Raw genomic sequence first — 23,270 nt, 5'->3', positions numbered from 1 at the left:
CGTTTGCATATTCATACCTCACTGTCAGATGCGATAGTCAGATCAGGTGCGCAGAGCGGATCCAATACCGCCAACAGATCGCCAATAAGAATCCCGAACTGCCGTTGAAAACCCACCGATTGCAGGATGTCATTTAATGCGGCTGGAAAGGCCGATTGCGACATTGGGATCATGGTGCGCCGCCCCAAGTCTTCTAAATAATCGGCCACATCAGAAATATCCGCAAGCACCAGCGCATCAGGTTTGATAACCCCACCGACCACATCACTATAGGCTACAACGCAGTCGCCCTTCTTGCGCAACCAAACGTCAATAAAGATGTCGGCGTGCGGTGTCAGCGCGCAGCTGACGCGTGCGATACGCTGCCCTTTGAACCGCAAAGGCGGCTTGTTCTGGCGTGCCACAACAGTGATTTCCCACGGGTCATCTACCGGCACATCAGGCGACCCAAGTTCGTTTGTCATACAGACCGTCATATTGCAAAGCTCTGGCACATCACCATTGCATATCAGGCGGGCGGTTACTTTGACGTTAATGACTGGACGACGCAAAACAGCTTAACACGACACCTGTTCAGTCAATCCAAAACAAATCGCGATTTTCTTCGGTAGTTTGCGAAATGTTCATTATTCGCCACGATTGAAGGGGTCATTCGCAAAGCAATGCGGTTTGTAAAGCCCCGCGTTGCGCCGAAAGGAGCAAAGTAATGAATGAAATTGGACGCCTAAGCGAAGCTGACGGTCAATATGAATTCCGGGACCCCAGTCGCAATCTCATCGTAAGGGGCGAACATCCGGAATGGGTTCTTCTGGCCGCCGCCGAAGTTGTCGGAAACACAGCGCGCCTGGAAGCGGAAAGCGTTGTCGAAGAACTGAACGCGATGGTCGAATTCGAAGCCGTTGAACCGATTGAGGTCGACTCGGCCAAATATGCACTCAAGGAACGGTTTGACCTCATACCGCAGTGTATCGTGACGGTCGGAAAGATGGATTATAAATGGGCTGCCCCGGAAGGCCGCGCAAAAAAGCAAGAAGAGTTTGGCGATCAAGCTCTGAAACGCGTTCACGACATGTCGCTTACCCGTGCAGATACGTTCTTGCAGAACGATCACGACGGCGATGACGCGACAACCGAAACACAAGCTTAGAGCAAGGACAAAAACATGGAAATCATCCCCTTCGGTAGCCAAGACCTTGATAACATTCTCAACCGCGAACCACAGCGCGCGGAATACCTTCCGTTCGGCGCAGTCATGTTGGACCGTCACGGAAAGATCGTAAAATACAACAAAGCTGAAGGCTTGATCGCAAGCCGTACGCCTGAAGAAATGATCGGCAAAGACTTCTTCAACGACGTCGCACCCTGCGCCAAAGGCAAGCGGTTCCATGGTGAATTTTTGAAATTCCACCGCACCGGCCAACTGAATGTGATGTTTGACTATAAGTTCGCCTACAAGGGTGCTGATGTTGGTGTGAAAATTCACCTTAAAGCGCAGCCCGATGGGCAAAACTGCTGGATGTTTGTCAAGCGTACTTAAGCGTTAGATCGAATGCACCAGCCCGCACCGATAGACATCAGCGTGACGATCTCGCAAACCTTACGAGATCTGCGCGCCGCTGGAGTGATTGGCGACCGTTACCGCGGGCCGCCCTTGCCTCTGGCTTCGGCGGCAGCACCGGCGCACGAAGAGGCTGTTGTAACGCGCAAATTACACTGGGAGCGTGTGTGCCTGCGCAATGACGGCACACAGCCCATGGTATTTGACGGTCTGCGAATTCTGAACTTCTCTGGTGATTTATGTGTAGGTAATCTGTCAGGTCGACAAAACGTTTTGATTTACCTCCGCTCACCGCATGCGCTGGTTGCATCTTTAAGCTTGGAGCTTTTGCCTGATGCACCGACCCGGTCAGTTTTTCTTGCTACAACGATAAATCCGGCCACGCCAAAATCGCTCTTTTTGGAGTGGTGCAAGACACTCTCCCAAACTGCCGCGTCGGTAACACAGTCTTCACGACCTGCAGATATGTTCACCGAGATTTTATACCAGTTTCAGTCAATCACATCGCACAGCATCCAGTTTGAACCTGTGTCCTAAGAAAGGAAAAACCTATGACGACTATGATGGAAGTTGCCCAGTCAGATCCGACAATGACGACAAGCGTGTCGCAATTCTCTCAGACGGCGATGTCGTACAATATCAAACGCGCAGGCGGTCGCCCTTTGCGTTTCGAAGGTTCAGAATTGGCCATGGCAATGAGCTACACATCTGCCATTCCTTATTGGTACGAGATCAATATCTACCGCACCGTTGAACAAAGCTTCGTGACCGCCGTACGTTTATTCCATCAGGCGGAAGACCAGCAAGACAGTGTCAACGCTTGGGAGTCCGTGTCACTGGACGCCGCCATCGACAAATTGACAAGCTATGATGCCGCACATGATGTACCAGTTGGACTGCATTTGGGATCAGTCGATGCACCCGCCGCAGAAGCGGCAGCAACTGCATTGCAAATGATTGCGCAAATTGCAGACGCACGGCACCATTACCGCAGTCTTGTCGGTGAATTCCTGTTTGACCTTGAAAATGGCAGCTAGGAATAGCGCAAGGCTGCAGCAATCGAAGACATGACTGCTAGTTTCATCCAAAAAACTGAACCAGCCAGCACTGCTGTCTTGACGCGCGACAGCGTCCGGCGGCTGCTACTCAGCTTAATAGCTGTTGAGCAGTCGATGCTGATCAAAAAAGGCACCTTGAGCAAGAATTGCGCGGTGCCGCTTTTGACCCTCAACCGAACTGAGGCCGAGATCGACGCTTTGACTGTCGACGAAACATCACTAGGCTTTGACAGCCTTTCCCGACTCGACCTCGTCTTGCGTGTAAACCAGTTTTTTAGCCTGCACAGTTCCGGGGTCGACGACTATTTTCTAGTGAAACGAAAAATTGGCGATTGGGTGGAACTCGTTCTTCACCATCTTGCCCTATGTGGCGATGATGCAACCTTTTCTTTTCAAACCTCGGGCTCCACTGGCAATCCTTCCGTCATAACGCATGAAGTTACAACGTTGAGCGCCGAAGCGCGCATGTTTCTTGAACTTATGCTCAGCCACAAAGAGGATAGCACGCGCATCCTTTCGCTTGTCCCGCCGCATCATATCTACGGCTTCCTCTTTTCGTGCTTACTACCGTCGCTTGCTGATTTTGAAACTGTCGACCTGCATCAAAAATCACCCACAAGCGTCATCAGACAAGCACGATCTGGCGATATCATTATAGCGACACCTTTCATTTGGGAACGATTGGTCAAGTCCGGGCAGCAGGTGCCACCGGACGTTCTCGGTGTCACTTCAGCAGGCCCATCAAATGCACTGACTTGGTCCGCTGTTGGGCGCTTGCATCTCGCAGATTTGATGGAAATCTATGGGGCAACAGAAACCGGAGGAATCGGGTTTCGCAAAGTACAAAACGACGACTTCACACTTTTGCCGCATCTGACACAAGATCACGGCATAGTGCGTCACCGATCAGCCAACAAGACAACACTCGATTTGCAGGACCACCTTGTCTGGACAGGCCAGAACCACTTTCGCCTCGCCGGACGCATTGACCAGGTCATCCAAGTCGCCGGCGTAAATGTATCCCCTCAACACGTGGAACAGGTCATTTCCCAAGCAGCCAATGTTCGCGCTGTGCATGTACGCTTTGAAAACGAGCGGCTTAAAGCCTTTGTCATCCCAAAGAACGGCCAAGATCGCGCAACTGTCGCGCGCGAGGTGCAAAACCATGTGAGCGCAAATCTGGCACCGGCAGCTCGGCCAGACAGCATTACATATAGCGATCAATTTCCACGCTGTGACTTTGGCAAAATCGGGAGCTGGATCTAGATGGCCACAGATTTGCTTTAGCCACCTCATAACGAGGCAAGCAAATCTGCAGAGATTTAGATCAAAGTTAATAAAAACTTCACCCGGATGTCAGAACCTACAGCCACCGGAAATCATTAATCGTGTCAGAACAGGACCAAGATTGAGCAAGTATCAACAACCTATGCAAGGTCTACAGCTGGACGATGCTGACCAGACATATAATCCGTGGCTGGGACTGCAGGGTAACGCGCGTTTTTTCGAGAATGACGAAATCACGGCGCTGCTGCACCGCGGGCTGTTTTATGCACGGTCCGGTGTTCCCATTCATTTTCAGGGCACAGCGGGGCGCGGCAAAACTGCCGTGGCCATGGAAATAGCAAAACGCTTGGGTCGCCCTGTTTGTATTATGACCGGAAATGACTGGTTAGGCATCGAAGACATGGTCGGCAAGCAAGTCGGCCAATCGACCCACTCAGTCGTGGACAAATACGTGCAACGGGTCCGCCGAAGCGAGGCGACAATACGCTATGACTGGGAAAATGCGATCCTGGCCGACGCGATGCTACAAGGTCATACGCTGGTCTACGATGAGTTCACCCGCTCTAACGCAAAGGCAAATGGTATTCTCCTCAGCGTTCTTGAGGAGGGTGTGCTGGTGGTTGCGGATCGTTTGGCAGGCGATGACAACATCCAAGCGCATCCGAATTTTAGGATCATCTTAACCTCAAACCCACATGATTACGCGGGCGTCAACATGGCACCGGATGCCTTGCTTGATCGGATGGTGACATTCCAAATGGCCCGTTACTCGCCTGAGACCGAAAGCGGCATCGTCGCAGCCCGTACGGGGTTGTCCACAAAGCTTAGCATGCGGATTGTTCAACTCGTCAACGACCTCAGCGATACAGCAACGGCATGTTCCATGCGTGCCGCGATCCTGATTGCCCAGATTTCGGCCATGCGCCTGCGAACTGCAAGCCTGTCAGACGTGCTTCTGGCGCAGATCGCTGCCGATGTTTTAAGCGGACGTGGCGTTAAAGTCACCACCGGCCAAGTCGCCAATTACCTCGGCCAAACAGCCCAAAAGGAGGTGGCCCAATGAAGCGACCCAAGACCCAAATGCCGAAGCGCCCACGCATGGCAAGTAGCGCCAGCGCACGCACGCCAAAGGATGCCGCGATCAACTTGGTCAGATTGGAGTTTGACGCCGCACGACTGCAAATGGGCATCGACCAAGCAAACAACCGCGCGGAGAGCTATCAACAAGAGCTGAGCCGCAACACAGACCAGCGCAAGATTCTGATGGGGATATTGAATGTATAGAACATTCAGTGAACGAGAATTATGAAGCACGAAGAAAAAGATCAGTTCAAAACGGCCCAGAGCGATGACAGTGCACTGACGATGTTAGAGGCAATCGCCGCAGCAAAGTCCGCAGTCAATAGCATGACAGGTCAGGACATCGATTCAATTGTCCAATGCTCGCGCAGTGCGGAAACGGTATGGACAGTCGCATTGGACGTCATAGAAAGCCTTGCACGTATGGGCGACAATGACCTGCTTGCGACCTATGAGGTGCAAATCGACGCGCAGGCCAACCTAATTCAATTCAATCGGCTTCGTCGTTATCACCGCGAGGATAAGGACGCCTGATGGCATATGATATTCAGGGTCCCGCACAGGGCGATGGTCTGGCTGACGTATTGGAACGTATCCTCGATAAAGGTGTAGTGATTGCGGGGGATGTGTCAATTTCGCTTGTCGGGATCGAACTGTTAACCATCCGACTGCGGCTTTTGATTGCGACTGTCGATAAGGCCAAGGAAATGGGCATCAATTGGTGGGAAAACGATCCACGTTTGTCTGCTCAGGCAGATGCGTTGGAAACGCAGAATGCATCCCTTTTGACCCGTATTGATGCCTTAGAGGCGAAGCTCGCGACCCAAATTGAAGAAAGGCCTGTTGCTTGATGTCACGTTACAAAAAACCGTCATCTGAAAATACTTCCACACGTATCGAGGAAGGTCTGAACGGGCTTCTTGGCGCGCTTGGTGATGCCATCGGTGATGTCGTCTCGCGTCTGGAAGAGGGTAATGCCGGTGCCGTCATGCGCGATCAAGTCTTTGAAACATCCAAAGGACCGGTTAGAGCACATGCAGGGGTAAGGCTGCGTATGGGTGGTCTCAACACCGAAGGCGTCACCGCCGACACGCCGCAGCCTGTCAATCCAGATCGCGCCAAGCCAACAAAGGCAGAGGTGGATAGCAGGTCGTTGCCCTACGAGATATTCGAAGATGTCGCAGACTGGATTCTTACGGCAGATATGCCTGGTGTTAAGCGCACAGATCTGGAGCTTTCCCAGAATGAAAGCACGCTCATTATCAAAACAACAGGCCCCCGCCGCTATGATGTGCAGGTTGCGCTTGACGCCCCCTTAAACCTTACGGACATCAAGATACGATTGCGCAACGGCATCCTGACCCTCCACGTTAAGAAGGTGGATCCTGCATGATTTACCTTTACGGGCTGGTCCAAGGTCCTTTTTCTCCGGTAGCCGCTGCACTTGCTGACACCGAAGGCCTGCAAGGACCTATCAGGTTGATACAATTCAATGGTTGGACGCTGATATACTCTGATCACGACAATCAGGAAATCTTACCAAAACGACGGCTGCTTTTGACCCATGCCAAAGTGCTTGAACATGTCCTATCCTTGGGAACCGTCCTGCCCGCCCGATTTGGTCTGGTTGCAGACACTCTGGAACAAGTGACTGCGCTGATTGAAACCCGCGCTAGCACCATTCAGTCGGAGTTTGACAAAGTGAGTGGCGGCATTGAATTGGGGGTCCGGGTGTCATTTACCCGTGACGCCGCACTCGCCGCGACACTGGACGCCAATGCCACGCTATCGGCCGCGCGCGACGCATTGCGGTCCAGAGGGCCAGAAGCGCATTTTGCCATGGCTGAATTTGGCGGCAAGCTGGCCGAACATCTGGATCGACGGCGGGGCGTTGCACAGCGCAAGCTGATATCAGCACTTCGGCCACTCTGCCGTGATCATGTCCTGCGCAGCCCCGAAACGGATGCTGAGGTCTTACGTGTCGAATTCCTGATTGATAAAACGCAGCAAGAGACGTTTCAAACCGCGGTCGCGACTGCCGCGACCGACCTCGATTTTGCACCCGGTTGCGACCCGGCAATTCAGATCATCGGGCCGGTCCCGATGTATAACTTTGTGCGGCTCAATCTTGCTTTTGATCCTGATCAGGCCGCCGCGTGATGGGGATCTTGCGCACTCTTTTGACGGCACCCATCAAAGCACCGGTTAATGGCACCCTTTGGGTTGCCCGTAAGGTGGAAGAAGCCGCCAATCGCGAATTAAATGATCCAGCTACGCTGCGCCAAACATTGCACGAGCTGGAGCAACAGCTTTTGTCAGGCCAAATTAGCGAGGAAGATTATGATGCAGCGGAAACCGATCTTCTGGTACGGCTGAAAGCACAGCCTTGAAGATCAAGCTGACCCTCCATCCTGCCAAGCCAACGCAGCAGGGACGCGCATTGGTACGTATCCCAATGGACAAACTGCAAACACTCAGTCTGCAATCGGGCGATACCGTCGCAGTTTCCGGCACACGTACCACGCACGCCCGCGTCATGCCCGCCCCCCGTGGCAGTGACCAGATAGAGACGACAGAAGAGCTTGCACAAAATGCAGGTGGCAGCTGGGCCGATAAGGTCACGGTGAGCGCGGCCGCCTTGATACCACTCAGCACGGTGCTTGTTAAACTGTCCGGCACAACCACCAGCGACGTTCAGGATCTGTCTGAAACGCTTTATGATCTGCCACTGACACTGGGTGACGTGATCAAAGTTACACTACCCATGGGACGCACTGCACAAATAGAGGTGCTTGCGTTAGACCCTTCACCGGCTGGCTTATTCAATGAAAAAACAAGCCTGTCGTTGAGCGAAAAGCCGACGGCCTCCAACGACTATGATGACGTTGGAGGCCTGACCGAACAAATCGCGCGTGTACATGAAATGGTTGCGGTCCCGCTATTGCGCCCGGAACTGTTTACGCGGTTGGGGGTTTCTGCCCCGCGCGGTGTGCTGTTCACGGGACCACCGGGGTCTGGCAAAACGCTGCTCGCACGCAGTATTGCTGCAAAAACATCAGCCGCCTTCTTTCAGATCAGCGGACCGGAGATCGTTTCAAAACACTACGGCGAAAGCGAAGCCGCCCTGCGAAAGGTGTTTGATGCCGCGCAAAAAGATGCGCCCGCGATCATTTTTATTGATGAAATTGATGCAATCGCCCCAAAACGCGAAAGCCTGTCTGGTGAAAAACAGGTTGAACGCCGCATTGTCGCACAGTTGCTAACCTTGATGGATGGACTGTCGGAACGCGGGCGCATCATCTTGATGGCTGCTACGAACCTCCCCGATAGCCTTGATCCCGCCTTACGCCGCCCCGGTCGGTTTGATCGCGAAATCGGCTTTGGTCCGCCTGACAAGGCCCAACGCCATGAAATCCTTGCCATTCATCTGCGTGATGCCCCACTGGATCCGCACGTCGACCTTGATGCAATTGCCCAGGACAGCCACGGATATGTCGGCGCAGATCTTGCGGCGCTCGCGCGCGAAGCGTCGCTTGCGGCCTTGGACCGCGCTGTCACAAAGGCGGGCGGTGAAGATAAGCTTCGCATTGATGAGCTTTTCATTACCCAAGAAGACCTCAAACAGGGCCTTGCTGCCACCAGCCCCAGCATTTTGCGCGACACTTTCGTCGAAACGCCGGTGGTCAGCTTTGCCGATGTCGGTGGGCTACAATCCGTCAAAGACGCGCTGACCGAAGCGGTCATTTGGCCCCAACAACACAAAGACAGCTTTGCCCGGCTCAACTTAAACCCTGTTGCAGGTGTGCTGATGTCCGGACCACCGGGCAGCGGCAAAACACTTTTGGCACGCGCCTTGGCCACTGAAAGCGGGATGAACTTCATCCCCGTCCGGCCCGGTCGCATCATGTCACAGTTCTTAGGGGATGCAGAACGCGCCGTCGCCGACATTTTTGCAAAGGCCCGCCAATCCGCCCCATGCGTGATATTTTTTGATGAGCTTGACGCGCTGGCCCCTCGCCGGACTGGCAAGGATGCGGTGCTGGACCGGATTGTCGCGCAATTGCTGACTGAGTTGGATGGCCTGTCGCGCAACACTGACGTGATTGTTCTGGCTGCCACAAACCGGGCGGCGGCCATTGATCCGGCGCTTACGCGGCCGGGTCGGTTTGATATTATCGTCCCGATCCCATTGCCCGACGCCGATGCGCGACACGCAATCTTGCAGGTCCATTGCAACACCTTGCCGCTTGCGCCGGATGTGGATCTTGATCAAATCGTGCGCAACACTGAAGGCACATCGGGTGCCACGCTCGCGGCCTTGACGAAAAGTGCCGCGCGGTCGGCACTACGTACCGCGATGTCACAAAAGACAACTGATCCGGCTATCACAATGGCAGACTTCAAGACAGCATTGGCCGCGCTTGCGGTGTCAGATGCATCCCGCCTCCAAGACTTTATTACAACCGGGGGGTCATCCAGTGCCGTCTCATGAAATCCTTGCTATTCTCCCGACCGTCGACACACCTGCCCCCGATCATCGCCTGCAGTTTGTAACCGCCGCTGGTTTCACAGCCGTGCTGAAAAAAAGTAAACGCCCAACAATTGCGTTGCCGCAAAGTCGTCGGCAGGTGCTGCAAGATGCGGCCGTTCGCCAATCCTTGCTTGAAGCATGTATGCCGCTGGGGCCGCTACTTGTCTTTCGCCCCGGGTGCCATCTGGACATCAATGAATTGACGGCTTTCGTCACCGCAAATCAACCTGTTCTGGATCGACTGGCTGGCCAGCTGCGCGATATGGTGCAATTTCAGGTATCAGTGAGTTGGACACCACCGGGGGTCTTGGATCATTTCCGCAGCGCGCCCGAAATAACGCCAATCTTTCAATCTGGCCAAACCAGCCAAGATGCGTTGACGCTGGGAATTACAGCGCTGGCCGCACGGCTGCACAGTGATATTGCAGATATCCTTGATGGTGTCTCGACCGACTTGCTGCATCTGCCCTGTGCTGAAGACATGCTTATCAACACTGTTGTGTTACTGCCCGCCAACCACGCCGATAAACTCGATCAAGCTATTGAATTAGTTGATGGTATCTGGAGCGACGGCTTCCTCATCAAACAAATTGGTCCGTCCCCTGCCGCATCTTTCGCTTTGCTTGACATAGCGCCAATCACCCCACTTGAGATTAGATATGCGATTGATCGGCTCGGCCTAGACAAAAAGATCACGATCAACGCCATTCAGCAGGCCCGCCGGGATGCCCTGCTACGAACACCGCAGGACGCCGCCCAAATCAAACAGGCTGTGACAGTTGTTGAGGCCGCTGTGCGTGTGGGCGCATTTGACCAAGCATTGATGCTTTGTACGGTCCAGGCAGAAGGTGCGGCCCACGCCAAATCGGTACAAAAGGTCGCATGAAATGGGACTGATGCAACTTCACGGACTCCTTCCAAAATTCGCGCAGGCGCAATCCGGCGGCCCTGCGCATCGTTTACTAACTTGCGGCCCGGTGACTGCATTGATCAGCTCGTTCCCAAGCTTGAAGAAATTCGAAAACCTCACCTCGGATGAGGTCGCCGCATGGGCGATGCACCACCATGCGGTCCTGCTGGCATATTGTGCTAATACACCTGTTCTACCCATGGCGGTTGGTGCCGTATTTTCCAGCGACGCTGCCATCAAACGCGAGGTAATGGCAGAAATTGATAAACACTGTCAGTCGCTTCGCGCACTGGCGCAGGTGAAAGAGTACACGGTTCAACTAACGTTGACAGAGCCGCCGCCGATCACCGCTTCTGAACCAAAAGGCGGCAGAGCTTTCTTGCAGGCGCGACGACATCAGCGGGACACGCGGCAACAGCTTCACGTCAGCCAGAGAAGAATGGCCCATGACATCCTTGAAAGACTCAAAACCGACGCATTGCAGGTAACTTCCGCTGGGAATGCCAAGCCAGACAAGCTGCTCAATTGTGCAATTCTGGTAGACATCGAAAGGGTTACCAACTTGCAGCGCATGGCACGTACGCTGGATGGCCCGGCCAAAGAAAACGGTCTTGATCTGGTCGTCGCTGGGCCTTGGCCGCCCTATTCTTTCAACCCGGATGCTGCGACAACACAAGAGGTCCATGATGCCACTGGAGCTTGAAATGGCAACAGCAGAAGATGCGATAGGATCAAGCGATCGTCGTTTGGTCGATCTGGTTGACGGCCTGTTACACCACGGGGTTGTCATCCGCGGCGAGCTTTGGCTCACAGTCGCTGATGTCGATTTGGTCTTTCTCGGTATTGATCTGCTTTTGGCAGCACCCCACAAAATGCGCGCTTCTGGAGCACCGCAATGAATGTCCTCGGCTGGACAACAAAGCACGGTCCATGGCCCCAAGGCGTATCTTGCGGCCATCATGCGGGGCTTTTTGTCTTGCTGACCGATGCCGACAAAGGGCGCGAACGGCTTGCGTTGCAAGTGCAGTGTTTCAAAGCAGAATGGGATCTGATGCCTGTGGCCCCAACTGCTGACTTAAGCTTTCTTCAGGCACAGCGGCTTGCCGAAGACGTCGATTTGCAAGAGCAAATGCGCCGCCTGAGCGGCATGGGCCAATTGACGGTATCGCTTACAAAGGCGCAGACGACCCTTAGCAAGCCCACTTCGGGACGCCAATGGATACACTCGCGTAAGGCGCAGCACGATGAAATGCTGCAAGACGAACAGATTTTGCGTTCAATGGTGGCTGGTCCTAAGACGGCCCTATCATCACTGCGTCATCAGGCGGATGCCGTCCAATGCGATCTTCTAATCAAGCAACAGGATGTAGCTCTGACACAAGAACGCTTGATCACCCAAGCCGCTGCGATTGACACCTCTCCAAATGCATCGCTATTTGTCACGGGACCTTGGCCGCCCTTTGGATTTGCCAAACTGCGCACTGACCACGCGGCGGTGACATGACATATCCGTTTGAGATTAACAGTGCCGCGGTCCAGGATGCTCTTGCCCATGTAGCCGATGACAACAATCGCGTGACGATTGACCCAGAAACCGTTGAACAAGACCTTGCGCGCCTTGTCTTGGGACTGATGGAGTTTCTCCGCCAGCTTATGGAGTTGCAGGCCATTCGCCAGATGGACAACGGCGCGCTGACCGATATCCAAGAAGAAAAACTTGGATCAACGCTGATGCGAGCGGAGGCGGCAATTCATGATATCGCCGCAAAATTCGGCCTAACGCCCGCCGATCTGTCGCTTGATCTTGGACCTTTGGGCAAAACCATCTGAATGACCGGTAACACGGTGTAAATGAATTCTGGTTACACAATGAAGCACGAAACAGGTGCATGACTGATCACATGGGCCGGGTTACCCCATTTGCAGTGTGAAGGATCAAACAATATGGGGATGTCCTTTCAGACACAGATTAGGAACCTGCATCAGGCGGGGGTTGCGACGCATATTGTAGAAAATGCTGATGCCGTCGATCCGATTTTCGCGCTTTCAAAGGTGCGCGACTTTCCCGAGATTTCCTTTGCTGCAGCGTTCGAAGATGGATCTATCGTGTTGGGCTGTCATGGCGACCTGCCTGAGCCGCTTGTAAACATCGCAAACCCAATCCCGCCCAGTGAAGAGCCACAAACCGAAGTTAGCACGCCTCTTCTTGACACTCTGGTCAGCAGGCTGGACAGCATCAGTGCCGCGCTAGACCAACACGCACACATCAGCGGGTCCATGAACGACCGCATCGACCAAATCGAACACAAGCTGCAATCCGGCCACGACGCCATCGCTGCAAAACTGACTGATGTCTCGGCACTGGACGCCATTCAAAAACAAATCGCGGCTTTACCAGATATGCTTGAATCGGCGCATGACCTAAACTCGGTGCGCAAACAGACAGAGGACATTGCCAAGACCGTCACCCGCATTGAAGCGACAAATAGGGATGACGCGCCGGACAGGCTGACGCAGATACTGGCGAGCTTTGAAGAGCGAATGATCACCCAAACAGCTTCGCAATTGCCACCGGAAGCCATTGTTGACATCACCACCCGACAAGACGCGATGTTGCGGGCCCTGGACTCAGTATCATCCGATCTGGGCGTTGTGACGACGCAGCAAAGCAGTTTGGCGGATGCGGCGGCTCAGACCTTTGACGTGGATAAGATCGCAGATCGTCTTTCAGTCTTGGAGGACATCGACGACAAACTATCACATGTTCAAGGCGCGATACAGGCACTGACCGAAACCTTGAACCATGCGTCGCACGCTGCGCCTGAAGAAGCACCTTTCAACCAACTTAGCATGCAAATCAATGCGTTGGCGACTGAAGTAACCGCAGTTAGACAACGTCCTGATCCCACCATCGACATGACCGAACAGCGATTGGGGTTCGCGCGGTTTCAAACGGCCATGGGTACGGTACTCGCGCGCTTGGAAACCGAGACTGAACGGCTTTGCGTCCTTGAACCGAATGGCACCGATCCCGCAATCAACCAGTTGTCACAACAGATCGACGCGCTGACCGCGCAGATCAGCCCGTTGAACCAACTAGGCGATCAAATTTCTGCGTTAGGCGCAGACCTGCAGACGCTGCCCAAAAAGTCGGAAGAAATCGCTGCAGCTGTCGCTGACATGAAACAACGCCCTGATCCAGTTCTTGATCTGACGGAACAACGTCGGTGCCTTGCGCATTTTGCCAATGCGATTGGGACGGCGATCGCCCGGCTGGAAACTGTTGCCGCGCAGTTTGATGAAGACAAAACACTCAACGAAATTCTGGCACGGTTGGACACAAATCAGGCTTCTGCGAAGCCTGACACGCTGTCAAACGAGCTGGCCAATCTATTGCAGACTCAACGGCACGAAATCATACAACTACGGAACGCTGTAACGACGCATCTAGAGCAACCCGGACCAGTGCTCGACTTGACCATGCAACGCGCCAGCCTGGCGCAGTTTGGCACGGCCATGGGTGCAATGCTCAACCGACTTGAAGCGGTCGCCGGTCAAATCGAAGCCGTACCTGACGGCATTCACGTACTCGAAACACCCACGGAAACGGCGCCCGCGCGACAAACGCACGAGCAGACACCGATCAACTTTGCTGATGATCGCATTTCATTAGAGGCTTTGCGCCACAGTTTTGCAGAGCTGATCGCCAAGCAGATTATGGACAATGCACGATCAGACAGCAAAACCGAAGACTGTCGGATACATCCAGAACACTAAAACTTTCATCATCTAAATGCACTGATCAACACAAAATTATGGACTGCACGATACACCGAAACGAGCCTTACAAAACGTAAGGCCTGCAGCGTTGTCAATTGATGGAGAATAACATGGCAATCGAGAAAAATATCGCGTCCGCGTCCATCGCGGAAGTCGTGGATCGTATCCTCGACAAAGGCATTGTGATTGACGCATTTGTGCGCATTTCACTTGTCGGGATTGAGTTGATCGCGATCGAGGTACGCGCTGTCGTATCATCGGTCGAAACTTGGCTCAAATACGCCGAAGCAGTTGGCCTGACGGTTGATCCCGCCACCGCCTAACAGACGCTTCATCACGCTGGCGGGGCGTTGTTTGCAAGCGCTTGGGCGATTGCTTCGACGTCCCGTCCCAGCGGCCGGTCCTGCTTTAGGGGCGGGCTGATCTGACGTATAAAATCACGGATGCTCAGGGCGCTGTCGGAAAACATCCTATCAGGTTGCGCTTCGTCCTGAATATCAATGGCCTGCGCTACAGCCAGGCCCATAATAGCCTGGATTTGTGCAAGTTTCTTCAGCTTGGATTGAACCATTCGCGCCGCAATCGTGCCCATTGACACCACGTCTTGATTGGCGCCGTTGGTGGATATCGACTGGACAGACGCAGCGCCCGACGTGCGCATTTCCGCCAAAAGCGCAGTGGCTGTTACCTGCGCGCCCATCAACCCCGAATTCAATCCCGGCGCCCCAAGGTGTAGAAATGCTGGCAACCCGCGGTTCAGCGTCTCATCAGTCAGCCGGGCGACTTGCCGTTCAGCAAGCCCGGCAAGCACACAGATAGCATTCGCCAGCGCATCAGATGCAAGCCCCACATGTTGCCCCATAAAGTTGCCGCCATGCAGAACGCGCAAATCGTCCGCATCAGTCGGCGGGAAAATCGGGTTGTCGGTCACTGACGATAACTCTGTCAGGACGACTGTGTTGTGCCAGTCCAAAGTATCCCAAACAGCACCAATTACTTGCGGTGCGCACCGTAAGGTGTAGGCATCCTGCCCGGCCTGCTCTTCAATAACGGGGCCCACATTTGTCAGGCGGCGATCAGCCAAATGGCTTCGCACCACTCGGTCGCTACCTTCAACGCGCAAGCAAAGATCCCGCGCCGCATCGACCTGCCGCGCGTGCGGTCGCAATTCTCCAAAAGCGGGATGCCACGCCTCAACCCGCGCCTGCTGGGTTTCTGCCATCGCCGCCGTCAGCGCGATTGACCACGCCACTGCACGCTCAGAAAAGTCCGCATTTAGCACCGCAACACCGGTCATCGCAGAGGTGCCGTTGACCAAGGCCAGCCCATCCCGACAGGCTAGATCAATCGGCGAAAGGCCCAAGCGTTCAAGCCCGGTCGCCCCCTCAAACATGCGATCGTTCTGATCTGTGAACGCACCACGACCTTGAAAACACAACACCATATGCGCCAAGGGCGTCAGATCACCCGACGCCCCCACTGTGCCCTGACTGGGCACGCAAGGCGACAGATCAGAATTCAACATTCCCATCAGTGCGCCAATTGCATGCTCAGACGCCCCAGATGCCCCTTGCACAATAGACATCAGGCGCGCCAAAACCATTGCACGTGCACTGGCCCAGTCAAAATTGGGCCCAACACCAGTCGCCAGATGATACACTAGATTTTGCTGCAACTGGACGCCAGATTCCTTATCGACCAGACGGTTGGCAAGTGGGCCAAATCCCGTCGTTAATCCATAAACATGGCGATCCTCGGCAATCACACGCGTCAACCTGCGATGCGCGGCACGGCAGCGATCGCGCGCGCGCGCATGTAAGCTAAGGGTCGCGCGGCCCCAAACCACAGCAACAGCATCCGGTATCGACAATTGGCGATCCAGAACGATTTCAGCCTTCAAGACGGTTTTCATCAGGCTCATCTGGCCCCCCTTATTTTCCAGGTGACACTAAGGGCGGCTTGGTTAACGCAAGCCTAAGGCGTCCGGTTTGATGCGAAAAATGCGTTTGCCCGTGTTGATCGAAAGAAATCCTTAAAGATCAGCGTTTATGACACGGTCCTGAACCGAAGGATTGGCAATGACCGAAGAACCACTCAGCATTGAAGTCGACGACACCGCAGCATTATTGCCGCAGATCATTGGGCCTATTGCGGCGAAAATGCTCGCAGACAAAACCCTGCTCTTGTTTGATTTGGAAACCGGTACGTTGGTTGCAACGAATGACAATGCGCAAATGCAGCTTGGGCTCGACTTGACCAATCCAATTCAGCCCACATTTGCCGAAATGGTCGGGGCGGAATCAGCGGATCTGCACTGGACCGCGCTAAACGACGGTGCGGATTGCACATGGTCCGGCTCGATTGAAGGCGCGCTGGGGCTTTCGGTGGCTGGGGACCTACGCGCCGTCGCTTGCGGCGTTGGTGACACCGCAACCCATGTTTTGGTTCAGCTGACAGAGGTAGCGCCGTCAGCGGCAAGCACACAAAGCGGCGACGACAACCCACTGTTAAATAGTATGAATGCCGCTATAGGCACAATTCAGTTTGACCTTGATGGCAACATCCTATCGCTCAACGATCGGGCCATGACAGCGATGGAGGACTATGGCGAAGAACTTGTCGGGCAGAACCACGACAAAATCTGGCCCAAGTCGGTCTGCCAATCCGAAGAATACTTTGATTTCTGGGAAAAGCTGCGGCAAGGGCGCAGTGTGGAAGGGCGCTACAAACATATCACCGCGGTCGGCACAGAGGTATGGTTTCACAGCATCTATACCCCGATTGAGGACAGTAGCGGTCAGGCAAGCCGCGTGCTGCAGTGCTTGATGGACGTCTCGGAAAGCACCTATGCCGCTGAAAAGGCCATTGAGCAAAGCGACGGACTATGGCGTAGCTTGCCGATGTGTGAATTTGACAAAGATCAGCATGTATCGGCGATGAACAAGCTGATGGCAGATGCGTTGGGCCATGACCCCGATGATGCCGTTGGAAAGCACGACAACGATTTCTGCGACAAAGGGTTCGCGCGTGGCACCTTGTATAAAAAGACCTGGGAAGACCTGGCAGAGGGCCGCATACAGCACCTTCGGATCAGACACCGTGCACGCGATCACAGCTTGGTCTGGCTGTCGTCAACGCTGATCCCGGTCCTGGATGCTGCAGGGGAACTGCAAAAAGTGATCAAAGTCGCCGAAAACATCACCGACGAATACGAAGATTACATAGATTGTCGCGCGATGCTGACCGCCTCCGAGGACATGGTGGGGCGTGCAGAATTCGATGGGGCTGGCGCATTGCTGCGGGCCAATAAGACCTTCCGCAAGCTCTTTAAAATTGAACCTGAGGAACTTTCGAAAGGCAATTTGAAAGGGCTTTTCTCCGGCCGCATGACCGCCGACGCCCTTTATCGCAACTTCTGGGATCGCATGCATGAAGGCACGACGATCGAAAAAACAGATGAGATGCAAACAACGGAAGGGGATACCGTCTACATTAAGGCGAGCTATGTGCCGCTATTCACGCCAAGCGGCAACTTCTGGAAAATGGTGTTGTTCTTTGTTGACGTCACCCAAAGCAGAATCCGTGAAATGAAACTTGATGAACGGATGCGGGCCATCAATCTGACCCAAATGATGGTCGAATATGCCCCGGACGGGACAGTTCTCGACGTCAATGAAAAATTCACCTCTGCGTTCGGCATCTCACAACAGGAAGTCAAAGGTCAAAAGCTGAGCACGCTATATGCCAACGACGCCCAAGAAAGAGATTCCCATCGCAAGATGTGGGAGCAGGTTATGGGCGGGAACAGCGAAAAAGGCGAATTTCGGCATCGTGACCAAAGTGACCAGGACCTATGGCTCTTGGGCGCGTACAGCCCAATTCTTGACCCTAGAAAGGCCGTGTCCAGCGTTATCTTCTATGGCAGCGACATCACATCGGAAAAACTCAACCGCCTCGAAACGCGCTACCGACTGGATGCGCTTAATACCCTGCAATCGGTTATTGAATTTGATACGGCCGGAAACATCCTGCGTGCAAACGATATTTTCCTTAAGACCTTCGGGTATTCCTTGCGTGAAATCGTCGGGCAGCACCACTCGATGTTCTGCTCACCCGACTATGTGCAGACCGAAGAGTATAGATCGCTTTGGTTCAACCTTGGCAAAGGTGAGGGCTACACCGGACGGGTGCGCCGGATCGCCCGCTTTAACCGTGATGTGTATCTGTCGGCAAACTATCATCCTGTGCGCAACATTGACGGTGAAGTGACAAAGATTATCAAATCTGGGGTAGAGATTTCACCGCAAATCGCACTTGAGCAATCTGCGACCGAAAGCGGCAAGCAGATCGCGACAGTCATGAATGGTGGCGCCACATCGAATGCACAGATCAGGCGCAACGCCGAAGACCTATCGACCGCAACACAATCGGCCCATGATCTGACATTGCAGAACAAATCCAAAGTGGAAACAACGCTCGGTAAACTCAACCAAGTTTCAGCAGAGGTGTCCGAGCTGGCTGAAATCGTTGAAGTTGTGGGCGAAATCGCCGTCCAGACCAACCTGCTTGCGTTCAACGCGGCGATTGAGGCTGCCCGCGCAGGTGAACACGGCATCGGTTTTTCAATTGTGGCCGACGAAGTCCGCAAACTTGCCGAACGCAATGGCGAAGCCGCGCGCGGGATCAGTCGCCATGTCGAACAAGCGACAGGACATATCTCGGCTGGCGCGCATAGCACACAAGCGGTTCTTGATGACTTTGGCGCGCAAACCAATACTTTGGATCAAACCACAAAGGCCCTGCAAACCATTATTGAACAGACCCAGACACAGTCGAATAATATGGATGAGGTGATGAAAATCGCCGAAAGCCTACAAGTCAAAGTCGCAACTAAAGCGCTGTGATGACTGAAAAGGGCAGCAAACAGTTTGGTGTTGTTCAAATCGGGCAAACGGCGCTTGGTATTCCGATTGAGCATTTGTCCGAAGTTTTTCACGTCGACAAAGAGGAGGTTTTGCCGCAAGCCAGCGACTATCTGCGCGGCGGGATCGCGCTACGCGGCAGGCTCGTTCCAGTTCTGAATCTGGGCCGGATGGGTGAACTTAAGAATACCAACCAAACACCAAACTTCGGTGTTATTCTGGAATATGAAAAAAAGCTCCTCGCTTGTTTTGTCGATATGATTGCGGACATCACGACTGTCGCCGAAGAGGATATTCACGCGATCAGCGCAGGCACCGACGAAACAACCACATTATTTGGCAAAATGTTCGCGCACCAGGACCAATTCGTCTCGGTCCTGAATGTCCCTCATGTCTTTGCACTGCCCGATGTCTACACTGCCCAACGCCCCAACATCACACAAAAGGAACTATTACGCACTCGGCCGCCAATGCTGACATTCGAGGCCGGCAACGCGCTCTACTCTGTGCCCGCGGTCGAGGTTTACGCCGCGATCCCCCGACAACAAATTGAACGAACGGCAATCACAATGGGCGCATGCCTAGGTGAGATCAAATATCACGGCCGCCGCATTCCCGTTGTTTGTCCTGTGCGCACGCTTGGCTTGGGAAGCCAAACCCCGTCAATTACGACAGAGGTTGTCGCACTGCGGTTCCCTGGCGATCTGGTTCTTGGCTTCGCAGTGGATGCCATCCATGAGATCGGTACGTTTTCAAAAGGCCGCGAGACACCCGTTCCGCTTTGGCAAGCCGCACGCAATTTCATCGAAAAAATCATCATTCTTGACGATGACAAACAACTCTATGCAATCAGTGTAGCGCAGCTTCACGTGGCAACGGACCTACAAGAAATCGCGAGCCTGTCTGAACGCGAACCAGAGCCCGAGGTCAAGGCAAAGCCGCAGGTGTCCGATCAACAAAACGTCGTCCACACCAAGGAACGCTATCTTGTCGTTGATGCCTCAGAGCGGATCGCCATCCCGCTGGCGCAAGTCAATTGCGTGGTCGAACCACCTGACCACTTGACCGATACGTTTCGCAAGAAGCCGGGGTTTTGCGGCTACTTTGTGCGTTTTGAAGAAAGTATCGCACTTTTTGATCTGAGCGCCTGCATGGGGCGCAGTCCGGCAGACCCAAACAACGCAAAAATTCTTCTGACAGGGGCTGCCGGCTACCAGATAGGCTTTATGGTTGATCGGGTTGTTGGCATCGAAATGTCCCAATGGTACGAACTGCCGCCCAAAGGTGATGCAAGAAAGGCGACGACTTTGGTGCAACTGGGCGACGGGGCTTCAGCGACAATACTACCGAAAATGAACCTTATGGATGCCATCGACATGACCGCCCAGGAAATGGCTTAACACGCCAATCATCCGCATGCCAAAGCCCGCCTGCATATGATCTCAATCTCATTGGCCCGTCGCTGAGCGAATACACCCGGAACGTTGACTGGTCTGCAAATCCCAAAGACGGGCTACTGAAACGTGCATCTGGCATGACAGCTGCATGATCCCTGACCGCATGTTGCAGAATATGCATGGCATCACCGTTCTGCGCGTGTTGCGCGGAATGGGCATTGCCCCGTTCTGATGCTGAACACGCGGCAGCCTTGGTGACCGGGTTGGTGGTTGAAGGAAATGGTCGAAACGGCAACGCCCTTAACCGAAAAACTGACACTATTATGCACGATCCTTTCGCCACCGGATATCCCAATCCAAATCGGTCCCACTTCCGCGCAACCGAGATTTGGAACGTCGGACGCAGCGCCGAAAGCCAGGTGCGCCAAGGGTGAGTTTCGGCAGGGCCCGCGCAGCATCCGCAAAGGGCTGCCGATGCTGACGGGCTTGTGCTGGGTAGGGCGATGCGGCCGCAGGATGGCGCAGGGCGATTTTCAGCGATGCGCGACGAGGAGGTGTTCTTTGAAACTTTCGATAACCTGCCAGGCACCATGCACCCTGTCCGGCCCAAGGCTGCGAACACCCCTCACTCTCATGTGCTGGAAACCTATGACAGTGCACAGATAACAGCAGGCGCAATTCTCAAACGATTGCAAAACAGTGCCGCACGTCACTTTGATTTCCCGGACAGCGCATTGGGCACGCAGCTGCGCGCGGCCACCCGTTTGTTGGATGCGCGCGTTGATCTCTCTGTCGTCAAGGTTGTGCAGGATGGTTATGACACGCATGACAACTAGCCAGATCAGCATCGCGATTTGCTGAATGATCTGACCCAGTCGATTGCCAGTTTCAGTTCAGCACTGCCCGACATCGGGCTGTGGGATAGGGTCAGCATCGTGACACTTTCTGAATTTGGGCGGACCGCCCGAGAGAATGCACCGGCAGGCACAGACCACGGCACCGCAGCCGCACTTTTCATCGCAGGTGGCAGTGTCAAATACGGGTTAAGCGGCGAGCGGCCATCTCTGACAGCACTTGTTGAGGAGGATCTTGTGCACACCCCCGACCATCGCACTGTATCTGCATCGTTGCTCAAGAACTTGTGGCAAATCGATTCCGCGGAATTCGATATAGGTGCCGACGGGATTGAGATTCTGGTAACTTAGCGGATCCAGACCGGGAAATATGGCAAAACGTGGCGCAATCAGGGCAACAATGCATCCAAAATGTGCGCATTGCACCGTGACGCTACCTTTTTGGTCAGCTTGTAAACCATTTTCGGGGAATTTTATTGACCCAAAGTCAACCCAGTCGTAATTAACACGCGTAAACTAAAATTGTAACGAGTGGTCGTAATGGTAAAAACAGTAAATAGTAAAATTGGTTCTTTGGTCTTGGGCACACTGGTCCTCATGGTCCCCTCAAACGCCAGCGCAGGAGAAATCACGCTGACGTTTGAGAAGCATGACTTGACCGTATCCGGCGAATTCGCAGGGTTCGAAGAAAACGCATATATCATCAAAACTGAAAACGGCGACCTGCACGTTCCGATTGAAATGGTCACATGCGAAGGCACAAACTGCTTTGGATTTGCGCAGGCTGATCGCGCCGAAGGCTAAAGCGTCACCGCTTGCCCTGTGCGCGCACTTTCTTGTGCGGCCAATCCAATAGCAATCGCCTTGGCCCCATCGGCCAAGGTCACCTCAACCTCGCCTTCGCCTCGCACGACGGCGTTAAAGCGCTGATGCTGATAGAAGGTCGATCCGTTATGGTCACCTGCCTCTAGCAACGCGGGATCGACCGGAATCTCTGACACATACGGGCCTTTGGGCGCACGCGGGCTGATGATCATCTGCGGCACCGGTGGCGTACCTAACAGCTTGGGCCAAAACCGCCCAGGCCCCGGCACAAGTGCTTCAATCTTGCCTTTGGGGCCAACCGCGCTGATTTCTTCTTGGTACTTTGATCCTTCGGCGAACATACAAAGCTCAAGCATCGCGCGGCTTCCCTTCGCAAAATCCAAAATCACATAGCCATTGTCCCAAATGTCAGGCGCTTCCCCGTCATAACGCTCATCAATGTGGTTTAGCGATTGCCCTGCACTGGCCATGACCCGTATTGGTTCATCGTCCAAAATCAACCGCATCAGATCAAAGAAGTGACAGCATTTTTCCACCAACGTACCACCTGTCTTGGCGTTAAAACGATTCCAGTCGCCAATCTTGGGCAAAAACGGAAAGCGGTGTTCGCGGATCGTCAACATCTTGATCCCGCCGGTCGCCTGTTCGGCCTGCGCGATCAAAGCGGCCACCGGCGGCATATAACGATACTCCATCGCCACCCACACCGGGTGCGCATATCCTTCAAACAGCTTATCAAGCACCGCGGCGTCCGCCGGATCCGTATAAAGCGGCTTTTCGCATAAGATCGGCATGGGGCGCGTCGTAGCGATCTGCTGCAACTGCTGCACATGCAGATAGTTGGGGCTGACGATCACCACGGCGTCCAGGGCCTCAAACGCCAGCAGCTCTTCCAGCGAGCCCGCAACATGCGCATCCTCAGCCAGGGTTGCCGCGGATTCTGCCAATTCCGCAACCGGATCGTACACCACTGACACCCGCCCCTGCGGCAGCAAATTGATGTTCAAGATATGTTCGCGACCCATCATGCCGCAGCCAATCAGGCCGTAGTTTACCGTATCCACGTCG

Annotated in this window: 26 protein-coding genes and 2 pseudogenes; 25 read left to right on the top strand and 3 right to left on the bottom strand. The window is 54.0% G+C overall.

Translation table 11 applies throughout. The annotated features are described in order from the left end of the window. Window positions 1-11: 11 nt before the first annotated feature. On the bottom strand, window positions 12-464 hold the full coding sequence (locus MWU60_RS00900; protein WP_247225161.1) for a hypothetical protein: 453 nt from the start codon (window positions 462-464) through the stop codon (window positions 12-14). A 242-nt stretch (window positions 465-706) separates the two neighbouring features. On the opposite strand from MWU60_RS00900, the gene MWU60_RS00895 reads away from it, so the two are divergent. From MWU60_RS00895 to gvpA, 20 genes and pseudogenes are all read left to right on the top strand, one after another. Further along, a complete protein-coding gene (locus MWU60_RS00895; protein ID WP_247225160.1) occupies window positions 707-1,147 on the top strand; it encodes a hypothetical protein in 441 nt (146 codons plus the stop codon). Between the two features lie 15 nt (window positions 1,148-1,162). Continuing rightward, window positions 1,163-1,537, top strand: a complete 375-nt coding sequence (pyp, locus tag MWU60_RS00890; protein ID WP_247225159.1) for a photoactive yellow protein — start codon at window positions 1,163-1,165, stop codon at window positions 1,535-1,537. Window positions 1,538-1,549: 12 nt separating this feature from the next. Continuing rightward, window positions 1,550-2,095, top strand: coding sequence for a hypothetical protein (locus MWU60_RS00885; protein WP_247225158.1), 546 nt, complete (start codon window positions 1,550-1,552; stop codon window positions 2,093-2,095). A 14-nt stretch (window positions 2,096-2,109) separates the two neighbouring features. Continuing rightward, window positions 2,110-2,595 carry a hypothetical protein gene (locus MWU60_RS00880; protein WP_247225157.1) on the top strand — a complete coding sequence of 162 codons (486 nt, stop codon included), beginning with the start codon at window positions 2,110-2,112 and terminating at the stop codon, window positions 2,593-2,595. Between the two features lie 30 nt (window positions 2,596-2,625). Next, a complete protein-coding gene (pcl, locus tag MWU60_RS00875; RefSeq protein ID WP_247225156.1) occupies window positions 2,626-3,882 on the top strand; it encodes a 4-coumarate--CoA ligase in 1,257 nt (418 codons plus the stop codon). A 163-nt stretch (window positions 3,883-4,045) separates the two neighbouring features. Then, complete coding sequence (locus MWU60_RS00870) at window positions 4,046-4,966, top strand: AAA family ATPase (protein WP_247225155.1); 921 nt, start codon at window positions 4,046-4,048, stop codon at window positions 4,964-4,966. Beyond that, on the top strand, window positions 4,963-5,187 hold the full coding sequence (locus tag MWU60_RS00865) for a hypothetical protein (RefSeq protein ID WP_247225154.1): 225 nt from the start codon (window positions 4,963-4,965) through the stop codon (window positions 5,185-5,187). Before MWU60_RS00870 ends, MWU60_RS00865 begins: the two co-directional genes overlap by 4 nt. A 21-nt stretch (window positions 5,188-5,208) precedes the next feature. Then, on the top strand, window positions 5,209-5,517 hold the full coding sequence (gene gvpO, locus MWU60_RS00860; RefSeq protein ID WP_247225153.1) for a gas vesicle protein GvpO: 309 nt from the start codon (window positions 5,209-5,211) through the stop codon (window positions 5,515-5,517). Then, a pseudogene (gene gvpJ, locus MWU60_RS19565) lies at window positions 5,517-5,678 on the top strand (gas vesicle protein GvpJ); the annotation flags it as partial. The gene gvpO and the pseudogene gvpJ, both read left to right, overlap by 1 nt. A gap of 155 nt (window positions 5,679-5,833) precedes the next feature. Next, window positions 5,834-6,376 (top strand): hypothetical protein, encoded by a 543-nt coding sequence (locus MWU60_RS00850; protein ID WP_247225151.1) that lies wholly within the window; start codon window positions 5,834-5,836, stop codon window positions 6,374-6,376. Beyond that, window positions 6,373-7,143 carry a GvpL/GvpF family gas vesicle protein gene (locus MWU60_RS00845; protein WP_247225150.1) on the top strand — a complete coding sequence of 257 codons (771 nt, stop codon included), beginning with the start codon at window positions 6,373-6,375 and terminating at the stop codon, window positions 7,141-7,143. Before MWU60_RS00850 ends, MWU60_RS00845 begins: the two co-directional genes overlap by 4 nt. Before the next feature lie 20 nt (window positions 7,144-7,163). Beyond that, window positions 7,164-7,373, top strand: a complete 210-nt coding sequence (locus tag MWU60_RS00840; protein ID WP_247225149.1) for a gas vesicle protein GvpG — start codon at window positions 7,164-7,166, stop codon at window positions 7,371-7,373. Next, a complete protein-coding gene (locus tag MWU60_RS00835) occupies window positions 7,370-9,475 on the top strand; it encodes an AAA family ATPase (protein ID WP_281493173.1) in 2,106 nt (701 codons plus the stop codon). The genes MWU60_RS00840 and MWU60_RS00835 overlap by 4 nt, the downstream gene beginning before the upstream one ends. Then, window positions 9,462-10,400: a GvpL/GvpF family gas vesicle protein gene (locus MWU60_RS00830; protein WP_247225147.1), complete on the top strand. Its 939-nt coding sequence runs from the start codon at window positions 9,462-9,464 to the stop codon at window positions 10,398-10,400. Before MWU60_RS00835 ends, MWU60_RS00830 begins: the two co-directional genes overlap by 14 nt. 1 nt (window position 10,401) lies before the next feature. Continuing rightward, window positions 10,402-11,127 (top strand): GvpL/GvpF family gas vesicle protein, encoded by a 726-nt coding sequence (locus tag MWU60_RS00825; protein WP_247225146.1) that lies wholly within the window; start codon window positions 10,402-10,404, stop codon window positions 11,125-11,127. Further along, entirely contained in the window at window positions 11,108-11,323 is a 216-nt protein-coding gene (locus MWU60_RS00820; RefSeq protein WP_247225145.1) for a gas vesicle protein, read from the top strand. Before MWU60_RS00825 ends, MWU60_RS00820 begins: the two co-directional genes overlap by 20 nt. Further along, on the top strand, window positions 11,320-11,928 hold the full coding sequence (locus MWU60_RS00815; protein WP_247225144.1) for a hypothetical protein: 609 nt from the start codon (window positions 11,320-11,322) through the stop codon (window positions 11,926-11,928). Before MWU60_RS00820 ends, MWU60_RS00815 begins: the two co-directional genes overlap by 4 nt. Next, the gene (locus MWU60_RS00810; protein WP_247225143.1) at window positions 11,925-12,254 is read left to right on the top strand and encodes a gas vesicle protein K; all 330 of its coding nucleotides are present in this window, start codon (window positions 11,925-11,927) and stop codon (window positions 12,252-12,254) included. The genes MWU60_RS00815 and MWU60_RS00810 overlap by 4 nt, the downstream gene beginning before the upstream one ends. A 114-nt stretch (window positions 12,255-12,368) precedes the next feature. After that, window positions 12,369-14,201, top strand: coding sequence for a hypothetical protein (locus MWU60_RS00805; protein ID WP_247225142.1), 1,833 nt, complete (start codon window positions 12,369-12,371; stop codon window positions 14,199-14,201). Window positions 14,202-14,314: 113 nt separating this feature from the next. Beyond that, window positions 14,315-14,527 (top strand): gas vesicle structural protein GvpA, encoded by a 213-nt coding sequence (gene gvpA, locus MWU60_RS00800; protein WP_100366348.1) that lies wholly within the window; start codon window positions 14,315-14,317, stop codon window positions 14,525-14,527. Window positions 14,528-14,538: 11 nt separating this feature from the next. Here the strand turns inward: gvpA and MWU60_RS00795 are convergent, their stop codons facing one another. Then, window positions 14,539-16,125, bottom strand: a complete 1,587-nt coding sequence (locus MWU60_RS00795; protein ID WP_247225141.1) for an aromatic amino acid ammonia-lyase — start codon at window positions 16,123-16,125, stop codon at window positions 14,539-14,541. Window positions 16,126-16,282: 157 nt separating this feature from the next. On the opposite strand from MWU60_RS00795, the gene MWU60_RS00790 reads away from it, so the two are divergent. From MWU60_RS00790 to MWU60_RS00770, 5 genes and pseudogenes are all read left to right on the top strand, one after another. Continuing rightward, entirely contained in the window at window positions 16,283-19,108 is a 2,826-nt protein-coding gene (locus MWU60_RS00790) for a PAS domain-containing methyl-accepting chemotaxis protein (RefSeq protein WP_247225140.1), read from the top strand. Further along, a complete protein-coding gene (locus MWU60_RS00785; protein ID WP_247225139.1) occupies window positions 19,108-20,526 on the top strand; it encodes a chemotaxis protein CheW in 1,419 nt (472 codons plus the stop codon). Before MWU60_RS00790 ends, MWU60_RS00785 begins: the two co-directional genes overlap by 1 nt. A gap of 500 nt (window positions 20,527-21,026) precedes the next feature. Next, the gene (locus MWU60_RS00780; protein ID WP_247225138.1) at window positions 21,027-21,359 is read left to right on the top strand and encodes a hypothetical protein; all 333 of its coding nucleotides are present in this window, start codon (window positions 21,027-21,029) and stop codon (window positions 21,357-21,359) included. Between the two features lie 15 nt (window positions 21,360-21,374). After that, window positions 21,375-21,728 (top strand): annotated as a pseudogene (locus MWU60_RS00775) (DUF1501 domain-containing protein); the annotation flags it as partial. A 246-nt stretch (window positions 21,729-21,974) separates the two neighbouring features. Then, window positions 21,975-22,181, top strand: coding sequence for a hypothetical protein (locus tag MWU60_RS00770; protein WP_247225136.1), 207 nt, complete (start codon window positions 21,975-21,977; stop codon window positions 22,179-22,181). Here the strand turns inward: MWU60_RS00770 and MWU60_RS00765 are convergent. Continuing rightward, entirely contained in the window at window positions 22,178-23,266 is a 1,089-nt protein-coding gene (locus MWU60_RS00765; protein WP_247225135.1) for a Gfo/Idh/MocA family oxidoreductase, read from the bottom strand. The two genes, MWU60_RS00770 and MWU60_RS00765, sit on opposite strands and share 4 nt — an antisense overlap. Between the last annotated feature and the right edge of the window lie 4 nt (window positions 23,267-23,270).

The organism is Yoonia sp. F2084L, assembly GCF_023015625.1.
Taxonomy (GTDB): Bacteria; Pseudomonadota; Alphaproteobacteria; order Rhodobacterales; family Rhodobacteraceae; genus Yoonia.
The sequence above is the reverse complement of the archived record's forward strand: the minus strand, read 5'-3'. Positions and strand labels throughout refer to the sequence as shown.